The sequence below is a fragment of the Paenibacillus sp. Marseille-Q9583 genome (assembly GCF_976954365.1).
Genome location: NZ_CDRJTB010000018.1, coordinates 35,825 through 58,521, shown reverse-complemented (window position 1 = coordinate 58,521; position 22,697 = coordinate 35,825). Strand labels below are relative to the sequence as shown.

The 22,697-nt window shown below is 44.7% G+C and carries 26 protein-coding genes; all 26 read left to right on the top strand.

Annotation, left to right across the window (positions count from 1 at the left end; genetic code table 11):
* Positions 1-90 precede the first annotated feature (90 nt).
* The 26 genes from ACWNM1_RS11145 to aroC all read left to right on the top strand — a co-directional run bounded on the left by ACWNM1_RS11145 (position 91) and on the right by aroC (position 22,697).
* Entirely contained in the window at positions 91-744 is a 654-nt protein-coding gene (locus tag ACWNM1_RS11145; RefSeq protein ID WP_042190221.1) for a flagellar brake protein, read from the top strand.
* A gap of 207 nt (positions 745-951) precedes the next feature.
* Positions 952-1,662, top strand: coding sequence for a (d)CMP kinase (gene cmk, locus ACWNM1_RS11140; RefSeq protein ID WP_231573321.1), 711 nt, complete (start codon positions 952-954; stop codon positions 1,660-1,662).
* A complete protein-coding gene (locus ACWNM1_RS11135) occupies positions 1,659-2,246 on the top strand; it encodes a lysophospholipid acyltransferase family protein (protein WP_449600980.1) in 588 nt (195 codons plus the stop codon). The genes cmk and ACWNM1_RS11135 overlap by 4 nt, the downstream gene beginning before the upstream one ends.
* A 175-nt stretch (positions 2,247-2,421) precedes the next feature.
* A complete protein-coding gene (gene rpsA, locus ACWNM1_RS11130) occupies positions 2,422-3,744 on the top strand; it encodes a 30S ribosomal protein S1 (protein ID WP_170880310.1) in 1,323 nt (440 codons plus the stop codon).
* A gap of 170 nt (positions 3,745-3,914) precedes the next feature.
* Positions 3,915-5,240 (top strand): ribosome biogenesis GTPase Der, encoded by a 1,326-nt coding sequence (gene der / locus ACWNM1_RS11125; RefSeq protein WP_449600979.1) that lies wholly within the window; start codon positions 3,915-3,917, stop codon positions 5,238-5,240.
* Between the two features lie 12 nt (positions 5,241-5,252).
* Positions 5,253-5,870, top strand: a complete 618-nt coding sequence (gene plsY, locus ACWNM1_RS11120) for a glycerol-3-phosphate 1-O-acyltransferase PlsY (RefSeq protein ID WP_042129592.1) — start codon at positions 5,253-5,255, stop codon at positions 5,868-5,870.
* Positions 5,863-6,903, top strand: a complete 1,041-nt coding sequence (locus ACWNM1_RS11115; RefSeq protein ID WP_449600978.1) for an NAD(P)H-dependent glycerol-3-phosphate dehydrogenase — start codon at positions 5,863-5,865, stop codon at positions 6,901-6,903. Before plsY ends, ACWNM1_RS11115 begins: the two co-directional genes overlap by 8 nt.
* A gap of 66 nt (positions 6,904-6,969) precedes the next feature.
* Positions 6,970-7,245 carry a stage VI sporulation protein F gene (locus ACWNM1_RS11110; protein ID WP_042190213.1) on the top strand — a complete coding sequence of 92 codons (276 nt, stop codon included), beginning with the start codon at positions 6,970-6,972 and terminating at the stop codon, positions 7,243-7,245.
* 195 nt (positions 7,246-7,440) lie between these two features.
* Complete coding sequence (locus ACWNM1_RS11105) at positions 7,441-7,620, top strand: DUF2768 family protein (protein ID WP_042129589.1); 180 nt, start codon at positions 7,441-7,443, stop codon at positions 7,618-7,620.
* Positions 7,621-7,654: 34 nt separating this feature from the next.
* Positions 7,655-8,023 (top strand): 2Fe-2S iron-sulfur cluster-binding protein, encoded by a 369-nt coding sequence (locus ACWNM1_RS11100; protein WP_341052725.1) that lies wholly within the window; start codon positions 7,655-7,657, stop codon positions 8,021-8,023.
* Positions 8,024-8,053: 30 nt separating this feature from the next.
* A complete protein-coding gene (locus tag ACWNM1_RS11095; RefSeq protein ID WP_449600977.1) occupies positions 8,054-8,800 on the top strand; it encodes a hypothetical protein in 747 nt (248 codons plus the stop codon).
* A gap of 256 nt (positions 8,801-9,056) precedes the next feature.
* Complete coding sequence (locus ACWNM1_RS11090) at positions 9,057-11,108, top strand: serine hydrolase domain-containing protein (RefSeq protein WP_449600976.1); 2,052 nt, start codon at positions 9,057-9,059, stop codon at positions 11,106-11,108.
* A gap of 396 nt (positions 11,109-11,504) precedes the next feature.
* On the top strand, positions 11,505-12,983 hold the full coding sequence (spoIVA, locus tag ACWNM1_RS11085; RefSeq protein WP_042129583.1) for a stage IV sporulation protein A: 1,479 nt from the start codon (positions 11,505-11,507) through the stop codon (positions 12,981-12,983).
* A 376-nt stretch (positions 12,984-13,359) separates the two neighbouring features.
* Positions 13,360-13,632: an HU family DNA-binding protein gene (locus ACWNM1_RS11080; RefSeq protein ID WP_036676223.1), complete on the top strand. Its 273-nt coding sequence runs from the start codon at positions 13,360-13,362 to the stop codon at positions 13,630-13,632.
* Between the two features lie 117 nt (positions 13,633-13,749).
* Positions 13,750-13,998 carry a trp RNA-binding attenuation protein MtrB gene (gene mtrB, locus ACWNM1_RS11075; RefSeq protein ID WP_042190204.1) on the top strand — a complete coding sequence of 83 codons (249 nt, stop codon included), beginning with the start codon at positions 13,750-13,752 and terminating at the stop codon, positions 13,996-13,998.
* 94 nt (positions 13,999-14,092) lie between these two features.
* Positions 14,093-14,635 carry a hypothetical protein gene (locus ACWNM1_RS11070; RefSeq protein ID WP_076284560.1) on the top strand — a complete coding sequence of 181 codons (543 nt, stop codon included), beginning with the start codon at positions 14,093-14,095 and terminating at the stop codon, positions 14,633-14,635.
* Between the two features lie 30 nt (positions 14,636-14,665).
* Positions 14,666-15,619 carry a heptaprenyl diphosphate synthase component 1 gene (locus ACWNM1_RS11065; RefSeq protein ID WP_231573320.1) on the top strand — a complete coding sequence of 318 codons (954 nt, stop codon included), beginning with the start codon at positions 14,666-14,668 and terminating at the stop codon, positions 15,617-15,619.
* 3 nt (positions 15,620-15,622) lie between these two features.
* Positions 15,623-16,375, top strand: coding sequence for a demethylmenaquinone methyltransferase (locus ACWNM1_RS11060; RefSeq protein WP_449600975.1), 753 nt, complete (start codon positions 15,623-15,625; stop codon positions 16,373-16,375).
* Positions 16,368-17,243, top strand: coding sequence for a UbiA-like polyprenyltransferase (locus tag ACWNM1_RS11055; protein WP_449600974.1), 876 nt, complete (start codon positions 16,368-16,370; stop codon positions 17,241-17,243). Before ACWNM1_RS11060 ends, ACWNM1_RS11055 begins: the two co-directional genes overlap by 8 nt.
* The gene (locus tag ACWNM1_RS11050) at positions 17,240-17,842 is read left to right on the top strand and encodes a UbiX family flavin prenyltransferase (protein ID WP_042190195.1); all 603 of its coding nucleotides are present in this window, start codon (positions 17,240-17,242) and stop codon (positions 17,840-17,842) included. The genes ACWNM1_RS11055 and ACWNM1_RS11050 overlap by 4 nt, the downstream gene beginning before the upstream one ends.
* 4 nt (positions 17,843-17,846) lie before the next feature.
* Entirely contained in the window at positions 17,847-18,707 is an 861-nt protein-coding gene (locus ACWNM1_RS11045) for a menaquinone biosynthetic enzyme MqnA/MqnD family protein (protein WP_449600973.1), read from the top strand.
* Positions 18,704-19,672 (top strand): polyprenyl synthetase family protein, encoded by a 969-nt coding sequence (locus ACWNM1_RS11040; RefSeq protein ID WP_076284562.1) that lies wholly within the window; start codon positions 18,704-18,706, stop codon positions 19,670-19,672. The genes ACWNM1_RS11045 and ACWNM1_RS11040 overlap by 4 nt, the downstream gene beginning before the upstream one ends.
* Before the next feature lie 99 nt (positions 19,673-19,771).
* Positions 19,772-20,215, top strand: coding sequence for a nucleoside-diphosphate kinase (gene ndk / locus ACWNM1_RS11035; RefSeq protein ID WP_060622704.1), 444 nt, complete (start codon positions 19,772-19,774; stop codon positions 20,213-20,215).
* 27 nt (positions 20,216-20,242) lie between these two features.
* Entirely contained in the window at positions 20,243-21,046 is an 804-nt protein-coding gene (locus ACWNM1_RS11030) for a CheR family methyltransferase (RefSeq protein ID WP_449600972.1), read from the top strand.
* A gap of 106 nt (positions 21,047-21,152) precedes the next feature.
* Positions 21,153-21,314 (top strand): hypothetical protein, encoded by a 162-nt coding sequence (locus tag ACWNM1_RS11025; RefSeq protein WP_170880309.1) that lies wholly within the window; start codon positions 21,153-21,155, stop codon positions 21,312-21,314.
* A 213-nt stretch (positions 21,315-21,527) separates the two neighbouring features.
* Positions 21,528-22,697, top strand: coding sequence for a chorismate synthase (gene aroC / locus ACWNM1_RS11020; protein ID WP_042190184.1), 1,170 nt, complete (start codon positions 21,528-21,530; stop codon positions 22,695-22,697).

Below are 22,697 nucleotides of genomic sequence, written 5' to 3'. Positions count from 1 at the left end.
TATTTTTGAAATTCAAATAATATTTATCTCATTGGGTGATATTCCCATGCTATAATAATTGTTAACTATACTGATTTGGCGGTGACATCTTTGTATCCTAAAATTAATGAATATCTATACATACAGGTTGCTTCCAGTGACGCTGCTGAAGCAGAAGTTGAATATAGATCGAGAATTGCAGAGACAGAGGACGACGCATTCCTGATTGAAATTCCTATGCAGGAGAGTGACGGTCGTCTGAAACGACTTTTTATGGGGGACGAGCTTTCGGTTTATTTTATTACTGAGGGTGGCATTAAAAATTACTTTAATACTCATGTTCTCGGGTTTAAAGAAGATGTAATTCGTATGGTCCGGATACAAAAACCAGAGGCGGATTCGATTTTCAAAATTCAGAGACGAAGCTTTTTTCGGGTGAATGCAGATCTTGAATTAGCTGTGAAGGATAGCTTTGGCAAAAGATTCCTTGTACGTACAGATGATATCGGTGGCGGAGGAACGTCTTTCTTGGTGGATCACCAAGTGAAGCTCGAGGTGGGAGCGAAATTATCCTGCTGGGTTCTAGTGCCTTATCGAAATGGTAGTATTGAGCATGTGGACTTTGAAGGTGAAGTGGTTCGGATTAAAAAGCTTGAAAACGGGCGCCAATTGGCCATGCTGAAATTTGTGGCTATTACGGATAATGAGCGTCAGAAAATAATACGTTACTGCTTTGAACGACAGTTTGATTTCCGCAACCGATAGGCATTTTTCTTAGCTCTATTAAGTGTTCTGATTTTGCACTGAAGTATAAACTGTGGTATAATTTTATAAGTCGCAGGCAATGCCTGCTTTTTTCTTGATAATATCATCAAGCATATCCATTTGTATGTGCTCCTTGATATTGCAGGAACGAACTTGACATCGCTAGATGCTTTTCTTATGAAAGAGTGTTTGAGGAGGAATGCCCCGTTGGATAGGCAGGGTACACATACTTACGACAGAATTAACGTCGCCATCGACGGACCTGCCGGGGCAGGCAAGAGTACTGTAGCCCGATTGGTAGCCCAGAAGTTGTCTTATATTTATGTCGATACAGGCGCAATGTACCGGGCAATCACCTGGTATATGATCCGAGAAGGCATAGAACCGGAAGATCAGAATCAAGTGAACCAAAAAGTTCACGATATGGTTATTGAGCTTATTCCGGAAAAAGACATCCAGAAGGTGCTGATTAATGGGGAAGACGTAACGCCGCATATTCGGAGTCTTCAGGTTAGCGGCCTTGTGTCGCAGTATTCGAAGATCGAAGGTGTAAGGTCCAGACTGAGTCATTTGCAGCGTCAGATGGCGCTTCGCAAAGGCGTTGTAATGGATGGCCGCGATATCGGTACGACCGTGCTGCCCGATGCCGAAGTAAAAATTTTTATGACGGCAAGTGTGGAAGAAAGAGCTCTCCGTCGTTATAAGGAATTGAGAGACGCGGAATCGGTGACGCTTCAGCAGCTTGAACATGATATTGCACAGCGGGATCGTCTGGATGAAGGACGGGAGATTTCACCGCTGCGACGTGCGGAAGATGCGATTCTTCTCGACACGACCTTTATGGATATCGATCAAGTCGTGGAGGCCATTGTATCCCATTGTAGATCTCATGTTGACGGGGAGAGAAATCATTTATGATTTATGTATTTTGCCGAGGATTGCTTCGCTTGATTTACGCAATTGTTTTCCCGCTTAAGATTGTGGGGGAAGAGAATGTGCCAAAGGAGGGCGGGGTGCTGCTCTGTGCCAACCATATTAGTTTGCTGGATCCGATGACTATCGGGATTAAGTTAGACCGTCAAGTAAAGTATATGGCTAAGGCAGAACTTTTTGAGGTTCCTGTGCTTGGCTGGCTCATTAACAAATTGGGTGCTTTTCCGGTCAAACGTGGTGGTGTAAGCAAAGAATCCATTAAAACGGCCCTTAACACACTTCGCGGTGGTAATGTCATGGGTATCTTCCCGGAGGGTACGCGTAACTCTGACGCCGGAGTTGCCAAGAAAGGTGCTGCAAGCTTCGCACTTCGAAGCGGTGCTGCAGTTGTTCCAGCCGCTATTGTCGGTGAGTACAAACCCTTTCGACGGATGATTGTAGTCTATGGGGCTCCTATAGATCTCAGTCAATTTGCCGGTGCAGGAAGTGAATCTCTCGAGGCTGTTACCGATGTCATTATGGAACGCATCAATGAGATGAAGAAGTCGGGTATACCAACTGTTGGTTAAGGGATAAACGGAATCACAAATTTCGTCCTGCGCTATGATTAAATAACGGCATAGTCGCTATTTTTTGGAACATACTATCTTCAAGTGTAATTTGTAATATCAAGCAATGCTTGTTTTGAACTCTGCTATACGCAGGTTTAAATAAATGGGGTTTTGAATCGAGGAGGCTAATCACATGTCTGAAGAAATTAAAAATCAGGAAGCTACGGAGAGTAATGAAACCGTAGAAGCGGTGGAATCCGCTGTGACAGAAAATAACGGAGCTGTAGAAGAAGTTGCTGCCGTTAACGAAGAAGAAGTGACTAACCAAGCTGACTTGGAAATCATTTCTCTGAAAAAAGGCGATACCGTGAAAGGAACAATCGTCAAAATTGAAGATAACCAAGCTTATGTAAGCATTGGATATAAATACGACGGTGTGATTCCGATTCGCGAATTGTCCGCAGTACAACTGGACAACGCTGCTGCAGCAGTAGAAGTTGGACAGGAAGTAGAATGTAAAGTTGTTAGCATCAACGACAACAAGGAAAGCCTTGTTCTTTCCAAACGTGCTGTTGATAGCGAAAAATCATGGGAAGATCTTGAGAAGTACTTTGCTTCCCAAGAAGCTTTTGAAGTTACTGTGGCTGACGTTGTTAAAGGCGGTTTAGTAGCTGATGTTGGAGCACGTGGATTTATCCCAGCTTCCATGGTTGAGCGTCATTTCGTAGAAGATTTCAGCGATTACAAAGGCCGTACTCTTCGCGTTAAAGTGAAAGAACTTGACCGTGAGAACAGCAAAGTAATTCTGTCCGCTAAAGAAGTTCTTGAAGAAGAGTTCGAAGCTAACAAGCTTAAAATTATGGCTGAACTCTCTGAAGGTCAAATCATTGAAGGTACTGTACAACGTCTGACCCAATTCGGCGCATTTGTTGATGTTGGCGGAGTTGACGGTCTTGTACACGTATCCGAAATCGCTTGGAATCACGTAGAGAAGCCTTCTGATGTAGTTTCTGAAGGTGATAAAGTACGTGTTAAAGTACTTAAGGTTGATCCTGAAAAAGGAAAAATCAGCCTGAGCATTAAAGCTGCTGCTCCAGGTCCTTGGGACTCTGCTGCTGGCGAAATCAACATCGGTGATGTTGTAACAGGCGTTGTAAAACGTCTTGTGAACTTCGGAGCATTCGTTGAATTGCTTCCAGGAGTGGAAGGTCTTGTGCACATTTCACAAATCTCCCACAAACACATTGCTACTCCACACGAAGTATTGAAAGAAGGACAAGAAGTACAAGTGAAAGTACTGGACTTCAATCCATCCGAGAAACGTGTTAGCCTGAGCATCAAAGAAACTGAAGAAGCTCCAGCACCTACTGCTAGACCTGAACGCAGCAACAGCAGAGACAGAGCTCCTAAAGAAGTATTGAATAACCCTAACGTTTCTCTAAGCAACGAAGGCCTTAGCTTTACGCTTGCTGAACGTTTTGGAGACAAGTTGGACAAATTCAAAGGTAATAACTAATCCTGCTTTTTGAATATACGGGTAAAGTAATCGGCGAGCCCTCGATACGGGGGTTCGCCGATTCTCTTTTTCCAGTGACAGAAAGAATTTATTAAAGCTAACATGAGTGTTAGCCAATTTTAATGTTTTTTGCTATGATGAGTATCGTAAGGATGACAGGAGGAATGAATATGGCAAGACCCGTTGTGGCAATCGTTGGGAGGCCTAACGTCGGGAAATCGACGATTTTTAATCGGCTGATTGGCGATAGATTGGCCATTGTAGAAGATAAACCGGGGATTACACGTGACCGGATTTATGGTATTTCAGATTGGAACGGTAAGTCGTTCAGTGTGATTGATACCGGAGGTATTGAAATTGATGGAGATGACACGATTCTGAAATCAATCCGCGTTCAAGCGGAGCTGGCGATTGAAGAAGCGGATGTTATTGTATTTATGTGTGAGGCGAAGAGTGGTGTGACGAATTCAGATGAAGAGGTAGCTCAGATTCTGTTCCGTTCAGGTAAACCGATCGTTCTTGCCATCAATAAAGTGGATAATATGAAGCGTGCAGATGATATTTATGAGTTCTATAGCCTAGGTTTTGGAGATCCAATCGGAATTTCCGGTAGTCATGGTACAGGACTTGGTGACTTATTGGACGCTGTCGTAGAACGTCTGCCAGAGAAAATAGATGATGAATATGATGACGATGTCATTCGTGTAGCTTTGATTGGCCGTCCGAATGTAGGTAAATCCTCTTTGGTTAACGCAATTCTGGGTGAAGAACGCGTTATCGTTAGTGATATTGCAGGTACTACTCGCGATGCTATTGATACGCCTTTTGAACGTGATGGACAACGTTATGTGCTTATCGATACTGCAGGTATGCGCAAAAAAGGCAAGGTCTATGAGAACATTGAGAAATACAGTGTTATGCGTGCTATGCGTGCGATTGAACGGGCTGATGTGGTTCTCGTTGTAATTAACGGTGAAGAGGGCATCATCGACCAGGACAAGCATATCGCTGGTTATGCACATGAAGCTGGTAAAGCATCTATTTTTGTTGTAAACAAATGGGATGCCATTGAGAAAGACGACAAGACTATGCAGAATTTCGAGTCTAAGATTCGTGACCACTTCTTGTTTATGAGTTACGCACCGGTTGTCTTCTTGTCGGCTTTAACTAAACAGCGCCTGCAAAAACTGCTGCCAGTGGTGCAGCTTGTATCTCAACAGCATGCACTACGCATTACTACGCATCTGGTGAACGATGTTGTATCGGATGCCATTGCGATTAACCCTCCTCCAACTGACAAAGGCCGTCGCTTACGTATTAACTACGTAACGCAGGTTGCGGTGAAGCCACCGACGATCGTGGTGTTCGTAAATGACCCATCGCTGATGCACTTCTCCTATGAACGTTACTTGGAGAATAAAATCCGCGCGGCGTTTAATTTCGAGGGAACGCCAATCCGTCTCTTTACACGGCGCAAATCCGAAAACGAAGGTTAGGGGAGAAGAAGTGTGGCGCTTGAACTTCTGGTTATCGTTGTAAGCTATTTGCTTGGTTCTGTCAGCTTTAGTGTGCTGTTCGCCAAGCTACTAAAGGGAATTGATATCCGTCAATATGGGAGCGGCAATGCGGGGGCTACCAATACACTGCGTGTACTGGGAAAAGGTCCTGCGATATCTGTGCTAGTGCTGGATGTACTGAAGGGTGTTGCCGCAGTTTGGTTAGGAACTTGGGTAGGCGGCTGGGGAACCTGGGTTGCTGCTCTTTGCGGAATCGCTGCCATTGTCGGACATAACTGGCCGCTTTACTTTCGTTTCCGTGGGGGAAAGGGCATCGCTACTACGATCGGTGTTATGGCCACACTGTGTTTATGGCCTGCACTGCTCGCTGGTGTTATCGCCATAGGATCTATCTTTATCACTCGTTACGTGTCACTTGGCTCGTTGATTTTTGTCGCGCTGACACCGGTTTTTCTGTTATTGACAGGATTTACACAGCCTGTGCTCTGGACCAGTATTATCATTGCGGTGTTTGCCTTCTGGCGGCACCGGACGAACATTGTTAAGATTGTAGAGGGCCGTGAGAACAAGATAGGCTCAAAAGTAAAAGGAGGGAATCGTGTTGTCTGATAAAGTAACCGTACTAGTAGCGGGGAGCTGGGGAACTGCGCTGGCAAGTGTGCTGGCTGCGAATCACTCGGAAGTTTATCTGTGGACACGTAACTCTGATCAAGCCGCCGAGATCAATGGTTCTCATATCAATAATAAGTATTTACCGGGGATTTCTCTGCCCACAAACATCATTGCAACCACCGATCTGGAGACCGCAGTTTCCGGTTCTAAAGCGGTTGTTATTGTAGCCCCATCTTCAGGTATGCGACAGGTTGCTCGCAGTCTGAAGCCGTTCTGGAAGGATGAAATGCTATGCGTTCATGCTACGAAGGGCTTTGAGACTGAGAGCAAGAAACGGATGTCCATAGTTATTGCTGAAGAACTCGGATGTGACGAAGGGCAGATTGTCGTTCTCTCCGGACCAAGTCATGCAGAGGAAGTAGTGCGCCTGTGTCCTACTACAGTTGTTGTGGCTTCACCTGATGACAAGCGTACTGCTGAAGCACAGGAATTGTTCATAAACAATGATTTTCGTGTATATACGAACCGTGATCAGGTAGGAGTAGAGCTTGCCGGCGCACTAAAGAATATTATTGCACTCGGTGCAGGTCTATCTGATGGTCTAGGATTTGGGGATAATGCTAAGGCGGCGCTTCTGACACGTGGACTGGCCGAGATTTCTCGGGTGGGCGTCGAGCTTGGAGCGAATCCTTTGACCTTTGCAGGGCTTGCAGGTGTTGGCGATCTTGTAGTGACTGCTACGAGCCAGCACAGCCGTAACTGGCGTGCTGGCTTTATGCTCGGGCAAGGGAAACCACTGGATGAGGTGCTGGAGTCGATGGGAATGGTAGTCGAAGGTATTCGTACCACGGAGGCAGCTTATGCCATTTCCATCAAGCTAGGGGTCCAAATGCCCATTACAGATCAAATTTATCATGTCCTTTTTAAAGGTAGAAGTCCACGTAGTGCTGTTGAAGCTCTGATGGGCCGTGATCGTAAACCTGAGCTTGAGGCAATATCTCAGGAAACTTGGGAGCAGTGGCATTCCTGATCCTGTTCACCTTTTTCCGCAAATTCTCATATGTTGTATTGGGGATTGACGGAGGAGGGATGAAAAGTGAGCAGAGATTTTTCCAAGGATGCATTGAACGCCATTAACAAAAAGGCGGGCAAGAACATTACGGAAAGTGCCGTCAAAAAGCTAGCCAGTACGGTCAAACCAGGAACTACGCAGAATGAAGCCCAGCTCCGCCAGTTAATTAAGCAGGTGTCATCGATGGCGAAAGTGCCGGTCAGTGAAGCTACTGTGCAGGAAATTATTAATGCCGTCAAAAAAGGCGGCGCAGGTTCCGGCACAATGGAGTCTTTAATGAAAATGATGCTTAAAAAATAGCTTTAGGTTGGGTGAGCAAAAGATTCAGAATCCATGAGATTCTGTTATCTTTTGCTCTTTTTTTATTTATTGGTAAACTCTCGCAGCTAAAATATCTTAATAATAATATATAAAAAATGATGTTTTTTTACAGAATAGGATAAGGTCATGATATAATAATCCCTAATATATTACAGGCGAATGGGGGCTTTGACCTTGGATCCGATGACAAAAATGTGGTTGTCCCTGATTGCAATGCTGATTATGGGACTGTCTGTATTTCTGATAACTTTTGCTCGGAGCAAAACAAAGGGACTGCTTAAAGCACTGCTATCTATCCTTGCGTTTGTCATCATGTTAGTTGGCCTATTGGGCGGAGTTGTTTCGATTATGTAAGCAGTTACATAATGTTGAGGAAGGAAGTAACATCATGAAATCGCAAAATGGCGTCACCGTTATGTTTCAACCTGAAGGTCGTAAAGCTGTGGTGAATCGCGGTATCTCGTTACTGGAGGCAGCTCGTAAAGCCGGAGTGACGATTACCACTCGCTGTGGAGGCAAAGCAGGCTGTCTGATGTGCAAGGTTAAAATTGCGACTGAAGAGGCCACAGCGCTGAGACCGCCAGGGGATATTGAACGACGTAAGCTTGGAACTACGTTAGAAGAAGGAGTGCGTCTGGCTTGTCAGGCTGCCGTATGGAGCGATGTGACTGTTCAGGTGCCAGAAGATCCACTTAAGGCTGCTGTACGCCGTAAGCTTGAAGCTGCGCGGCGTGGGGAAGAAGATGAGCTGTGGTAGTGTTAGATTGTCACCTTGGGAGGGACTCGGTTGGAGTTTATACGAAGAAAGAAGAAGCTAAAGGCAGGAGCAAGACTTTTTCTGGTAGTGATGTCAATCGCTCTTACTCTTTCCGGATGTCTGTATCCTGGAGAAGAAAAGCGTGCTAGCGTTAATTATCGAGAAAGTGTTAAACGGATACAAGCAGCTGTTGATGATTTTCAACAAGAGGAAGGTGTGCTTCCGATCCTTAATGCGGATGAAGCTACTCCAAGATATGAGAAGTTCCGGATAGACCTAGGCAAGCTGAACAATAAGGGATATTTGGATGATATTCCGGCTACGGCTTTTGAACAGGGCGGAAGCGCTTATTTTCTTATTTTGAATGAGGAAAGCGATCCAGTTGTTAAGGTGATGGACCTTGTTACCGTTCAAAAGGTGAATGATATGCAGCGTCAGATCAATCGTTATAAATCAGCTCATGACGGCTCTTTGCCCGTACTGGATGAGCTATATCCTGGACTTTACACCATTGATCATAAGAAGGCAGGAACAAGCTCCATATCATTAACTAGCGTCTATTCCGGGCAGGTTCTTGATTTCATCATGGATAAGGCTGGAACGGTCTATGTAGATTATGTATTTGATATTATAGCTGCCATCGAAAAGAATGGTGGGGAACATGACGAGAAAAAAGATTTGCGACTAGATCTGGAGGAAGCTTCCTATTACGTGCCCGTGAAGTCTTTGCCATATCTATGGATTAACAATCAGCCTGTCCCGCAGTCTCCTAGTTGAAGTGAAAGTTAAAGCTTAAGAGCGTCTAAGCCTCGGTTATATCCGAAGGATTAGGCGTTTTTGTGTTGTTCAGATATTGCCTTAACAGAAGCTTAATTGTCTTACATAAATCGTAGATGGAATTAAGGTTCAGTTTAATGGCGCGTAAGACTGGATTGCTAGAATGAAGGTAAGAAAGGAGATTCAGTTCAGGCTAGAAATGAATCGTGAATAATTCATAATCGTTCAAAATTAGAGACAAAAGGATGTTGATGACATGAAAAAAGGATTTATGTGGACGCTTGCAGCGGCCTTAGCTCTGACCCCGCTTATTCCTACAGCAGCAATGGCTTCCAGCAATACAGCTTCGGTTACTTCAAAGACGCTGGAGAAGCTCGCTTCTAAGAAAGCAGCGCTTCTAACTGAACAATATGGGATAACCAGCGTGCAGTATGCCTTGATTGACAATGGAGTGATCAAAGTATCGGGACAAACAGGAATTAACGACAAAGCAGGAAAAATCCCTTTAACAAAGGAAACAATCTTTGGTATTGGCTCTACGAGCAAAATGTTTACGGCGTCAGCGGTCATGAAATTAGTTGATGAAGGCAAGATCAATCTCGATACTCCTGTCGTACAATATATTACGGATTTTAAAATGGAAGATGAACGTTATAAAAAGATTACCCCACGCATGTTGTTGAATCACTCATCCGGTTTGCAGGGTTCGAGTTTAAACAGTGCATTTTTATTCAATGATCCAGATACGTATGTACACGATTCGCTGCTAGAGAACTTGTCTACACAGAAATTAAAGGCAGAACCGGGAGCTTTTTCAGTGTATTGCAATGATGGATTCACGCTCGCAGAAATCCTTGTAGAAAGAGTCAGTGAAATGACATTTACTACATTCATTCATGACAATTTTGCTGTACCTTTGGGTATGACCCATACCATGACGCCACAAGACATGGTAGTTTCAAGCAAATTTGCCGGCCTTTACTCTCCTGCATATGAGGGGCAGCTTCCAACGGAGACGACCAATGCGATTGGTACAGGCGGAGTCTACTCTACTGCGGAGGATTTGGTCCGATTCTCGCAAATCTTTACTGGGAAGCGAGCAGATGTACTCTCAACCAAATCAGTACAGGCCATGGAGCAAGAAGAGTATAGAAAGGAATTTTGGCCCAAAGACGGGGATAATTCTGCTGACTACGGACTTGGTTGGGATAGTGTGCGATTATTCCCTTTTAACGATTATGGTATAAAAGCTCTTGTTAAAGGAGGAGATACACAGATGTATCAATCCTCCCTCGTCGTGCTTCCTGTACAGAATATGGCTGCAGCAGTCATTACCTCGGGCGGGAGCTCCTCAATTAATCAACTGCTGGCAAGTGAACTGCTCCTTCAGGCGATGAAAGAGAAGGGCGCAATTAAAGAAATCAAGCCAGATAAATCATTTGGCAAGCCAGTTAAGGCTGACATGCCAAAAGATCTTGTGAAATACGCAGGTTATTACAGTACTCTAGGCGATCAGTGGAAGGCAGCTATCAAAGACGGGGAACTCTTGTTATCAGGAATGACTGCTCCGGAACAAAAATTTATTTACACCACGGATGGAACTTTTGTTGATGAGGAAGGCAGCACAAAGATTAATTTTGTAAAGGAAAGCAACGGACGGACTTATTTGTGGATGAGCCAGTATATTTCGGTTCCTGAATTAGGCCAGCTTGCGTATTCTGAATATAAGGCGGAGAAATTGGAAGTTGCAGCACTGAATAAACAAACCGCAGATGCATGGGCAAAAAGAGAAGGTAAGTTATACTATCCAGTCAGCGAGAAATTCAGTTCCATCACCTATATGAACATGATTAGGCCAACAATACAGACAAGTGAGGGTTATTTCAAAGGTATGAAGATAACAGGTCCCAATACGGCTGGGAGCCAGCACCAAATTCCTGGCATCGCGGGCCGAGATACATTTGATATTCTTTTCTATGCCAAAGAGGGCATAGAGTACTTTAATGCGGCTGGAACCTTGTATATGAGTGAGGACGGAGTGAATCCGCTCTATAAAGGCAAATCGTCGATAACTACGATACAAGCTGATGGTTATGCTAGATGGTTCAGCGTTCCCGAAACAGCTGCTGGCAAGAAAATGGTAGTCAAGATGCCAGCTAAAGGTGGTTTTATGGTATACGATGAAACGGGAGCACTAGTGAATAACACGGTCATTAGCAATAAAAATGAAGTTGTACTACCTGTTAAGGGCTATATTGTATTTGCCGGGAATGCCGGAGCTTCATTTGGTATTACGCTACTGAAATAGAGAGTAGATACGCATATATGGATTGGGCCAGCTGTTATAGCTGGCTATTTTGTTAGTTCTATCAATGAACCCTACCTCATATGATGGATGAGAAAGCTTCCGGGCGTCAGACGCCTTGCGGCGCGCACAACTAATTTTAAGAAATTACATTGCAAAATGCGCGATTATGGGTCATAAATTCGTTCCGGATACATATGATGATACTAGTCCAAATGCATGTCCGAGCATTCGGAGTTTAGCGCGGGGCCAGTACGTCCCGGTCGAAAGCAGCTAGGCTTCGGGCGGGCATACGATAAGTCCGGTTGATGTCCTGCAAGGGTCAGATTACCGGCGGAACGCGAAGTCGATGCTCTTCAGGCATTTTTTCTTCGGAGTAATATGAGGAGGGGATCTCTTTTGGAAAAAGTGGATATTTTCAAGGACATTGCCGAGCGTACCGGCGGAGACATTTATCTTGGCGTCGTCGGCGCGGTTCGCACGGGGAAATCGACATTTATCAAGCGCTTCATGGAAACAATTGTCCTGCCTAACATCACGAATGAGGCAGATCGGGTAAGAGCTGTGGATGAGCTTCCGCAAAGCGCAGCAGGCAAAACAATTATGACCACTGAACCTAAGTTCGTGCCTAACAACGCAGTCCAAATCAAGGTTGCGGAAGGGCTTGAGGTTAACGTTCGACTGGTAGACTGTGTGGGTTACGCTGTAGAAGGCGCTAAAGGCTACGAGGATGAGAATGGACCACGAATGATCTCTACACCTTGGTTTGAGGAGCCAATTCCTTTTCAGGAAGCGGCAGAAATCGGGACCCGTAAGGTCATCCAGGAGCATTCAACGCTTGGTGTTGTAGTAACAACAGATGGTACGATTGCAGAAATTCCGCGGAACTCGTACGTGGACTCTGAAGAGCGCGTCATTGCAGAGCTGAAGGAAGTGGGTAAGCCATTTGTGCTTGTCATTAACTCCACTCGCCCACGCAGTGAGGAAGCACAGCAGCTCCGTAGCGAGCTAGCCATCAAATACGATATCCCTGTCATGACACTCAGCGCAGCAAACATGACCGAAGAGGATGTAACAGGTGTACTGCGTGAAGTATTGTACGAATTCCCTGTTCATGAAGTAAACGTGAACTTGCCAAGCTGGGTCATGGTGCTTGGAGAGAATCACTGGCTGCGTAGTAGCTATGAGAACTCCGTTCGTGATACGGTAAAAGACATTCGCCGCTTGCGGGATGTTGACCGGCTCGTTTCTCAGTTCACAGAGTATGATTTTATCGATAAAGCAGGCCTAAGTGGTATGAACATGGGTCAGGGTGTAGCAGAGATCGATCTGTATGCCCCAGAAGAGCTGTATGATCAGGTTCTGATGGAGGTAGTAGGGGTTGAAATCCGCGGTAAAGATCACTTGCTCCAGCTGATGCAGGAATTCTCACACGCGAAAAGAGAGTACGACCGTTTCTCTGAAGCTTTAGAAATGGTCAAGACTACCGGTTATGGTATTGCTGCTCCTTCACTAGCTGAAATGGCGCTAGATGAACCAGAGCTGATTCGTCAAGGCTCTCGCTTTGGGGTTCGCTTAAAGGCCACCGCACCATCTATTCATATGATTCGTGTTGATGTTGAATCTGAGTTCTCACCAATCATTGGTACAGAGAAACAAAGTGAAGAGTTGGTCCGTTATTTGATGCAGGATTTCGAGAACGACCCGATTAAGATTTGGGAATCCGATATTTTTGGGCGCTCCTTGCATTCCATTGTGAGGGAAGGTATTCAAGGCAAGATCGCGATGATGCCGGATAATGCGCGCTACAAATTGCAAGAAACGCTTGGTCGGATCATCAATGAAGGCTCAGGCGGGCTTATTGCAATTATTCTCTAACTTAAATTTAAGCAGATTGGAAGAGTGGGAGAGATCCCACTCTTTTTATGCGTAAAAATAACGAAACTTGATTCCTAGTTCCTATAATAACGGTGAATCTGACTCAATTTTTTTTCTGAAAAGAAGAATTAACCTGGTCTTATAGGTCTATAAAATTAGATGGCAATTGGATGTTTATGCAAGCATAGATGATAATTTCTACTCCTTTTTTGTCTAACTGCTTGAATTTATGGATGGGCTGTATTACTATAAGTTTGTTGCGCTTCAAGGTCTATGGGCGCCAGTGTTCAGTAATAAACGGGATTATCACGTATATTTTACGTTTAAACGGAAACAGTGTATGATACCGGAAATTTACTCAGGGAGGTGAGAAAACATGAATAAATCTGATTTGATCAATGTAGTTACAGAAGCAACTGAACTTCCCAAGAAGGATGCTACTAAAGCTGTAGATGCGGTTTTCGAAGCAATTACAGAAGCGCTGCAAAGCGGTGATAAAGTACAACTGGTTGGATTCGGAAACTTTGAAGTGCGCGAACGTTCCGCACGTAAAGGCCGTAACCCACAAACTGGTGAAGAAATCGAAATTCCTGCAAGCAAGGTACCGGCATTCAAACCTGGTAAGGCGCTGAAAGACGGAATCAAATAAAGATTTCTACATATCAATCCCATAGTCTTTTTAAGTAACAACTATGCCGCCCTCCAAGGCGGCATTTGTTTTTTGGAATAGCATGGGCTGTACATTAGGTTTAGAGGAGGATCAGCGATGACGGATAAAAATACGAGCGAAAATCCGCTTCCGACAGGTAGCGACTATATTGTGGTTAAGGCCAAAGAAAATGGCGTTCAAGTCATTGGGCTAACTAGAGGTACGGATACACGCTTTCATCATACAGAGAAGCTAGACAAGGGTGAGGTGTTGATTGCCCAATTTACCGATCATACCTCAGCAATGAAAATCCGCGGAAAAGCTGAAATTTTAACGAAACACGGACAATTGGAAAGTGAAAGCTGAAAAGCAGGCATAGCCTGCTTTTTTTCAAAATATAGTAAGGGTGAATGATCATATCCACAAAAAAAGTGGGTACTATGGATAAGGGGGCGTGTCCATGAACAAAGCCTGGTTGATCGGTGCCGTATTACTCTTGACTGCGACCTCTGCTGTTATTTTGCCGAAACTGGCAGACTTAGACTCATCCGTACAGCAGAGAAATGGGACAGTGGAGACTTTTACTGGCAGCCATAACACAGTGCTGGGCAATGACAATCTTGTTGATGTTCTGGGCGCTCTTCCGTTGACCTTATCCATAGATAGCGTTGGCTGGGAAGATCATGTTCTGTCACTGGATCTGAAAGTGAGCGGGAACGATCATGAACCTGAGGAACTCTATCAAAATATGGCTCAGGCCATATCCTTTGCTATTCAGGAAACCTCGAATGTGGATCAACTTCTACTTCGCATTGTGGTAGAAGATAAATGGCTTGGTAGCCGCCGATTGCTGTTAGCTGGTGATATCAGACGTTCTGAATGGTCTTATACGCTGCAAGATGAACTTCAGTCTGCGGGTAATCTTCCTATATCGGATCGTCTCAAAACGGGCTTCCGCATTAGTGAAACAGAGCTCTGGAAGAAACAGTTCATTTATCCTTGAATGGATTAAAAGAAACTCAGGCGTACCACAGTGCGTGACAAAAAAACATGTGATATAATAGACAAGATTGTGAACAAACGAATTATTATTATGTCAATGGCTTCGGAGGCTGAAATGAAACCGTACTGCATACCGCAACTGGCTAAACCCTACACCGACTACGACATGATTCAGAAGCATACGGATTTGCCGCCGTTTTCTGATGGCCGGGGTCATTTGTTATATATTTTTCTAAATCATGCTTCTTCTGCAAAAGGAAGTGCCGGAGAGTTGTACACGCTTGTGACAGCGCTTGTTCAACTAGGTCTGGACACGCATGAGGTCATTGACCGTTCGAATGATAGACGGGGGGGAGACCCTATGCGTTCCCGTCAATTGAAGGTACTAGCTGGCGATTACTTTAGCAGCTGGTTTTACCATTTGCTTGCAAAGAGTGATCAGATCGAGATGATTGGAATCTTGAGTAAGGCGATTGCAGATTTCAATGTCTTGAAAGCGAATCTCTACGTGAAGATGAGAGGCATACGCCTTTCGGCTGAACAATACTTGCGGCACATGGTACAGCTGAATATGCGGCTGTTCCTTTCTTTTACGCCTATGATTGAGAACTCCTTAGTGGAGTTGTGGGAAAAACTGCTGGCAGAATTCAGTCAGTGCGAGACCGTTGCTATTGAGCTTCTTCGTAGTGATGATCCTGCGAATGCAGGAAATGGCTATTGCTACTGGAAGATGATGGAGACTGCAACAGAGGAAGAACGTAAGCAACTTCAAGACCTGAACCTTGATCAGAAGGAATGGAAGATGCTAAAAATGAAATATAAATGTGATTCGCAACTGACGGACAAGCTTCATCAATCGCTTCAGTCTATTCAGGGGCTATTGCAAAGCGTTAAAGACGAGAGTTTACTTAGAGAGCTAGAGATCGCGCTGGATCGTTTTCTCCTGCAGATGAAGGTCACAGGACAAGCAGCCGTGGAGGGTTAAGGGATGACTATGGAAAAAACGACAACTGCTGTGGGTGACAACAGCAAACCAAAAGAGCAGTTTGTACATTCCGTATTTGAGAGTATTGCTGGAAAATACGATTTGATGAATGACATCCTAAGCTTTCGCCGCCACAAGGCATGGCGTAAATTCACGATGAAGAAGATGGGGATGAAGCGCGGGGATTCGGCCGTTGACCTATGTTGCGGAACCTGTGATTGGAGCATCGCTTTGGCGGAAGCTTCGCAGACTGGCAATGTAATCGGACTGGATTTCAGCGCAGGTATGCTTGAAGTAGGTCGCCGCAAAGTGGAAGAGCGCAGGCTTCAGGACCGTATTTCGCTGGTGCAGGGCAATGCTATGGAGCTGCCTTTTGAAGACAATGCGTTTGATTATGCAACGATTGGATTCGGACTACGCAATGTGCCAGATCCTGTTCAAGTGCTTAACGAAATGAAGCGGGTAGTAAAACCTGGTGGAATGGTTGTATGTTTGGAGCTATCCAAGCCGATGAAACAGCCGTTTAAAGGTGTATATTTCTTTTATTTCCAGCGTGTACTTCCATTGCTTGGTAAGTTATTCGCGAAAAGGTACGAGCAATACAAATGGCTGCCAGAATCATTGGCAATGTTCCCAGACCGGGAGCAACTGGCCACTATTTTCCGTGAAACCGGACTTCAAAAAGTGGAATCCTTCCCCTTGACCGGAGGCATCGCGGCATTACATATTGGGCTCAAGGAGAACAGGAATGTTTAAGAAAATCGGTATCTTTTTACAAATGATTAAGTTTGAACATACGGTATTTGCTTTACCCTTTGCCTTTATGGGTGCTTTACTGGGATCCGTTGTCATGAATGATAGCCTCCCATCCTGGAGTCAAATTGGCTGGATTGTAATCGCTATGTTTGGAGCACGCAGTGCAGCTATGGGATTGAATCGATTGATAGACCGAATCAGTGATGCCAAGAATCCACGCACAGCGGGAAGAGCGATTCCTGCAGGGTTACTTAAGATCGGTGAAGTTGTCATTTTTATAGGCATTTCGTTTTTCTTGCTCTTTTGGGCAGCCTTTAAATTGAATCCTTTGTCAGCTAAGCTGTTACCTATCGCTGTATTCCTTCTTGTTATTTATTCATTCACTAAGCGCTTTACATGGGCATGCCATCTTATCCTCGGCCTCACCATTGCGCTTGCACCGCTGGGCGGCTGGGTAGCTGTGACCGGTAGTGTGAATTGGACTTCAATGGTATTTTACTTCACAATTGTGTTTTGGACGGCTGGTTTTGATGTTATATACTCTTGTCAGGATGTTGAATTTGATCTTAAAGAAGGCTTAAAATCCATTCCAGTGCGATTTGGGGTCCAAGGTGCACTCGTTATTGCCCGTGTGTTTCACATTCTTACGGCGATTGGATTCGTATCGCTGCTGTTTTTGACGGATTTAAGCTGGTGGTATGTGGCTGGTATGGTCCTCGCATATATTATTCTCTTTTATGAGCATTATATTGTATCTCCGAGTGATCTCAGTCGTTTACAGACCGCTTTTTTCACTATGAACGGCGTGCTAAGCATCGTGGTGTTCTCTTTCACTTTGATTGACTTGGTGGTGCATTTCAAAAAATGACGCTTACTAAACCGAAAAACTTCGTGGTTGGAATTACAGGGGCAAGCGGTGCTATTTATGGTATTCGTCTGATCGAAACGTTGCTATCGCTAGGCTACTCCGTTCATTTGGTAGTAAGTAATGCAGGCTGGCGCGTTTTTAAAGAAGAACTAGGTTATATCGCATCAGACCGGGAAGGCTTTTTGAACGAAAAGTTCAAAGGCTATCCCGGTTCTCTACTTTATCATCCTGTCGCTGATATCGGTGCATCTATTGCAAGTGGTTCGTTTCGTGTGGAAGGGATGATTATTATGCCTTGTTCCATGGGAACATTGTCTGCGGTTGCTAATGGAACCTCTGACAATCTGATGACTCGTGCTGCTGATGTTATGCTTAAGGAAGGACGTCCACTGGTCCTTGTTCCTCGTGAGACACCTCTGCATGCTATTCATCTTGAGAATATGTTGAAGCTGTCCCGTCTGGGGGTTCGGATCATTCCGGCAATGCCGGCGTTTTACTTTGGGCCACAAAGTATGGATGATCTGATTAATTTCATGGTGGGTAAAGTGCTTGACAGCTTTAATATTGAACATCAATTATTTCGCAGATGGGGGGATTGAAAGGATGGAGAATAACTGCCACACCATCATAGGTAAAATCAGCTATACTAACTCATGGCCGGTATTTCACAATTTTCATCCCTCTGCACTGAAATATCCGGCAGAGATGGTGAGTGAGGTACCTGCCATTCTTAATCAGGGGATGAGTCGTGGAACGATTCATGTGGGTGCATTATCCTCTTTTGCGTATGCTGAAGCCAGTGATAAGTTATTGCTGTTACCTGATTTATCGGTAAGTGCGGACGGTCCTGTGAGGTCTATTTTTCTTTTTTCTCGAGTGCCTCTTGCACAGATAGGTGCAGGTACGATTGCTGTTACGAACACTTCTGCAACATCGGTAAATTTGCTGAAAATTTTAATGGAAAAGGCTTTTGGCAATAAACCAGAATATATTAGCGCTAATCCTGATTTGGATGCTATGATGCATCAAGCAGATGCCTGCTTACTCATTGGTGATCATGCGATCAAAGCCTCTTGGCAAGATCAAGGGTATATCGTTACGGATCTGGCGGAGCTTTGGAAAGAATGGACGGGCTTAGGGATGACCTTTGCGGTCTGGGCAGTGAATCGAAAAGCTGCGAATGACAAACCGGAAGCCATTGCGGAGATTGCAGAAGCTTTTGCTGAGAGTAAACTGCGGGGATTAAGTGATTTAGATCCTATTGTACTTGCAGCCTGTACGACAATTGGAGGAACTAAGTCTTATTGGGAAGGGTACTTTCGCAATTTAAGCTATGATTTTGGAGAAAGGCAGCAGAAAGGTCTGAACCTCTATTTCCGCTATGCCTATGAGATGGGTCTGCTGCCGCAGGCAGTGAAGATGGAGATTTGGAGTCATAAACTGTTGACACGGGTGAAGGAATGAAACGACTGCAAATATTCGGATTACTGAACAGAGACATGGATCAGATTGAAAAAGATTTGTACCGTAGCGTACAGGGCGATGACGACCTACTAACCGAAACTTCTCTGCATTTATTAAAAGCTGGCGGTAAAAGATTGCGTCCCGTATTTGTTTTGATGGGTGGGAAATTTGGTAAGTATGATCTTGAGAAGCTGAAGCGTGTGGCGATACCGCTAGAACTAATTCATAGCGCTTCACTAGTTCACGATGATGTCATTGACGATGCAGAACTACGCCGAGGTGAACTTACTGTTAAGGCCAAATGGGGCGATAAAATTGCCATGTACACCGGTGACTACATATATGCGAAAGCACTGGTGATGACGACGGAGCTGAAGAATCCGCGAATTCATCAGATTTTGTCCAAGGCTATGATCGAAATGTCGATCGGTGAGATGGAGCAGATTCGTGACTTCTTCAACAGTGAGCAAAGTGTGCGTCATTACCTGCGGCGGATTCGCCGTAAAACAGCGCTGTTGATTGCAGTCAGTTGCCAATTAGGTGCACTTGCTGCTGATGCTGAACCAGAGGTGGCTCGTCTACTTTATAATTATGGATACAATGTAGGGATGGCTTTCCAGATTCGTGATGATTTACTTGACCTCTCAGGCACCGAAAAGCAAATCGGTAAACCTCCAGGAAGTGATATGCGGCAAGGGAACATCACCCTTCCTGTCATTTATAGCCTGGAGGATGAAAGATTGCGAGCTCCGCTTCTTGAGGAGTTGAAGTCTATTCGTGAAGGGCACAGCACAGTAGGGCGTGCTATTGATCTTATTCTTTCTGGAGACGGAATTGTCCGTTCCGAGGAGCTGGCTTCGCGATATATCGCGAAGGCACTTGCTGCACTAGATCAGTTGCCTAACAACAAGACTAAGCGTAATCTGCGCGATATTGCCTTTTTTGTAACAGGTAGAGCTTATTAGTATTTTGGTGATCATGAAATTAAACGTTTCCAGAAAGCTCGGTTTCTGTTAAGATAGCGTCAAAACAACCCAACTAATGGGGAATTGGAGAGTGCCTCTATGGAAAAGACGTATCTGATGGTCAAACCGGATGGAGTACAACGTGGATTAATTGGGCGTATTGTCTCACGCTTTGAAGATAAGGGCTTTAAGCTGGTCGCTGCAAAGCTGATTACAGTTAGTGAAGACCAAGCAAAAAGACATTATGCGGAGCATGCTGGCAAAGACTTTTTTTCAGAGTTGGTTTCTTTTATAACTTCAGGTCCAGTGTTTGCAATGGTATGGGAAGGTGATGATGTTGTAGCATTATCCCGTACGCTCATTGGTAAGACTAAGGTTGGAGAAGCATTGCCGGGTACGATTCGAGGCGATTTTGCCAGCCATACACCTCTTAATTTAATTCATGGATCAGACTCGCCTGAAAGTGCAGAAAGAGAAATTGCTAATTTCTTTACTCCAGATGAATTGAATCTTTATAACAAAGAGATCGCAGTCTGGATGTAGGAGCCAAGCGGGAGGCGGGGGATTAACATGTCTGATCGTAATGTTGCAGCATTAACAGCAGATTCAGATTACATCGGGTTTATTCATCAAGTTAAGCAAAGCACCGGAATTGATCTGGCTCAGTATAAAGAAGCGCAGATGAAGCGGCGTTTAACGACTCTTCGTGTGAAGAATGGATATCAAACCTTTAGTGATTTTTTTGCCGCAATGATGAAGGACAAGGAATTATTTTATGAATTTTTGGACCGAATGACGATTAATGTCTCCGAGTTTTGGCGGAATCCGAATCGGTGGGAAGTACTGCGAGATATCATTCTTCCTGACATACAACAATCTGGTCGCAGATTGAAACTGTGGAGCGCTGCATGTTCCACTGGAGAAGAACCCTATACGCTGGCTATGATTTTATCGGATAAGAATTTATTGGGACAGACTGGCATTCTGGCTACGGATATTGACGACGGTGCGCTTTCCAAAGCAAAGCAAGGTTTGTATCTGGAACGTTCTTTAAAGGATGTGCCTAAGGATGTTGCTGCTCGTTATTTTAAACCCGAGGGTCATTTATTCAAAGTTAGCGACACGCTTAAGAAAAACATAGATTTCCGTAAACAGAACCTACTGCTGGACAAGTTCGATGAGGGTTTTGATCTTATCATTTGTCGCAATGTAATGATCTATTTTACTGAAGAGGCGAAGAATAAGCTCTACCATAAGTTCTCGGCTAGTTTACGTCCAGGCGGGTATTTGTTTGTAGGTAGTACAGAGCAGATCTTCACCCCAGCGCAATATGGCTTTGAATCGACGGAAACCTTTTTCTATCGTAAAAAATAAATACTTCTTGCTCCTTCGTCTGTGTACATTTTAGGTATACTTTCGCTATCGTTCAGTGATACTGGGTAGTAGAATCTGTAAGCTAAGCGAAAGGATCGTTAAACCGATGGACAAAAGCAAGGTCATTGCCGCGTACAAACGAGGCTTTATTACCGTTCGTGAGTGCGGGCAAATTCTCGGTGTAGAAGAAATGCAATTGAAGCGCCTTCTGCAACTGGAAGAGCGAAAGTCTACATTTCCTTCAACAAGTCAGCGGATCGGAAGCTAATAAGTGCCGGACCGAGCCGAGGAGCGCCATCCATACTCTTTAGAGTATGAATGGCGCTTTTTCTTTACACAAAAACCAATTCATTTTGTCGCGAATGGAGTCGTTTTAGGGAGATGCCTTTCTTGTCAAAGAGGATTGCCTATACTATAATGAGCAAAGATCATTAGGATTTTAGCGGTTTACAGTTTAAAAGTATAAAAGGGGGAACGCAGCATGAGTTTGCGCTATTTAACAGCGGGGGAAACGCACGGCCCCCAGCTTACGGCCATTATTGAGGGATTGCCAAGTAATTTGACATTGGATTTTGAAGAGCTTAATTTTCAATTGCAGCGTCGACAAAAGGGATATGGACGCGGACGTCGCATGCAGATTGAGAAAGATACGGCACAAATTGTAGGTGGAGTGCGTCATGGCTATACTACAGGTGCTCCAGTAGCCTTGGTAGTAGAGAATAAAGACTGGACCCACTGGAAGAACATCATGAATATCGAGCCTATTCCTGGCAGTGACGAAGAAAAACGCCGCGTAAATCGGCCGCGTCCTGGCCATGCAGACCTGAATGGCGGATTGAAGTACAACCATACGGATCTTCGTAACGTACTGGAGCGCTCCAGTGCTCGCGAAACAGCAGCCAGAGTTGCATGTGGCGCTGTAGCCAGACAGCTGCTTGCAGCTTTTGGCGTGAAGGTAGCAGGGCAAGTTATTCGTATCGGTGAAATAGAAGCGCCTGCTAACGATCTGCCTATTGATGAGCTGATTGAGCGGACAGAACAGTCCTCTGTCAGAGTTGTCGACAAAGAAACGGAACAGAAGATGGAGGCTTACATAGATCAGATTAAGGAAGAGGGCGACTCCATCGGTGGAATCGTTGAATGTATCGTCGAAGGACTTCCTATCGGACTTGGCAGTTATGTACAGTCTGATCGGAAGCTTGACGGAGCAATCGCTGGGGCGGTAATGTCGATTAATGCATTCAAAGGCGTTGAAATTGGCATTGGGTTTGAAGCTGGCAAATTGCGCGGATCGCAAGTCCATGATGAAATTATGTATGAAGCTTCTAAAGGATACTACCGTGCAAGTAATCGCTTAGGTGGTTTTGAAGGTGGTATGACTAACGGTATGCCTGTTGTAGTTCGCGGTGTCATGAAGCCGATCCCTACCCTTTATAAACCGCTTCAAAGTGTGGATATTGACACGAAAGAACCATTTACAGCGCAAGTTGAACGCTCCGACGCTTGTGCAGTTCCAGCGGCGTGTGTTGTTCTGGAAAACGTAGTGGCTTGGGAAATCGCAAAAGCATTCCTTGATAAATTTGGTGGCGACTCACTGGAAGAAATTAAAGCGAACTATGAAAATTACCTATCACAGCTGGAGAGCTACTAA

Coding starts and splice junctions, on each gene's coding strand:
- ACWNM1_RS11055 (WP_449600974.1), top strand. CDS start 16,368: ATGTTTAAGAAAATCGGTATCTTTTTACAAATGATTAAGTTTGAACAT.
- ACWNM1_RS11060 (WP_449600975.1), top strand. CDS start 15,623: ATGACTATGGAAAAAACGACAACTGCTGTGGGTGACAACAGCAAACCA.
- ACWNM1_RS11050 (WP_042190195.1), top strand. CDS start 17,240: ATGACGCTTACTAAACCGAAAAACTTCGTGGTTGGAATTACAGGGGCA.
- ACWNM1_RS11080 (WP_036676223.1), top strand. CDS start 13,360: ATGAATAAATCTGATTTGATCAATGTAGTTACAGAAGCAACTGAACTT.
- ACWNM1_RS11025 (WP_170880309.1), top strand. CDS start 21,153: ATGGACAAAAGCAAGGTCATTGCCGCGTACAAACGAGGCTTTATTACC.
- ACWNM1_RS11070 (WP_076284560.1), top strand. CDS start 14,093: ATGAACAAAGCCTGGTTGATCGGTGCCGTATTACTCTTGACTGCGACC.
- ACWNM1_RS11045 (WP_449600973.1), top strand. CDS start 17,847: ATGGAGAATAACTGCCACACCATCATAGGTAAAATCAGCTATACTAAC.
- aroC (WP_042190184.1), top strand. CDS start 21,528: ATGAGTTTGCGCTATTTAACAGCGGGGGAAACGCACGGCCCCCAGCTT.
- ACWNM1_RS11135 (WP_449600980.1), top strand. CDS start 1,659: ATGATTTATGTATTTTGCCGAGGATTGCTTCGCTTGATTTACGCAATT.
- ACWNM1_RS11090 (WP_449600976.1), top strand. CDS start 9,057: ATGAAAAAAGGATTTATGTGGACGCTTGCAGCGGCCTTAGCTCTGACC.
- ACWNM1_RS11040 (WP_076284562.1), top strand. CDS start 18,704: ATGAAACGACTGCAAATATTCGGATTACTGAACAGAGACATGGATCAG.
- ACWNM1_RS11100 (WP_341052725.1), top strand. CDS start 7,655: ATGAAATCGCAAAATGGCGTCACCGTTATGTTTCAACCTGAAGGTCGT.
- mtrB (WP_042190204.1), top strand. CDS start 13,750: ATGACGGATAAAAATACGAGCGAAAATCCGCTTCCGACAGGTAGCGAC.
- ACWNM1_RS11030 (WP_449600972.1), top strand. CDS start 20,243: ATGTCTGATCGTAATGTTGCAGCATTAACAGCAGATTCAGATTACATC.
- der (WP_449600979.1), top strand. CDS start 3,915: ATGGCAAGACCCGTTGTGGCAATCGTTGGGAGGCCTAACGTCGGGAAA.
- ndk (WP_060622704.1), top strand. CDS start 19,772: ATGGAAAAGACGTATCTGATGGTCAAACCGGATGGAGTACAACGTGGA.
- rpsA (WP_170880310.1), top strand. CDS start 2,422: ATGTCTGAAGAAATTAAAAATCAGGAAGCTACGGAGAGTAATGAAACC.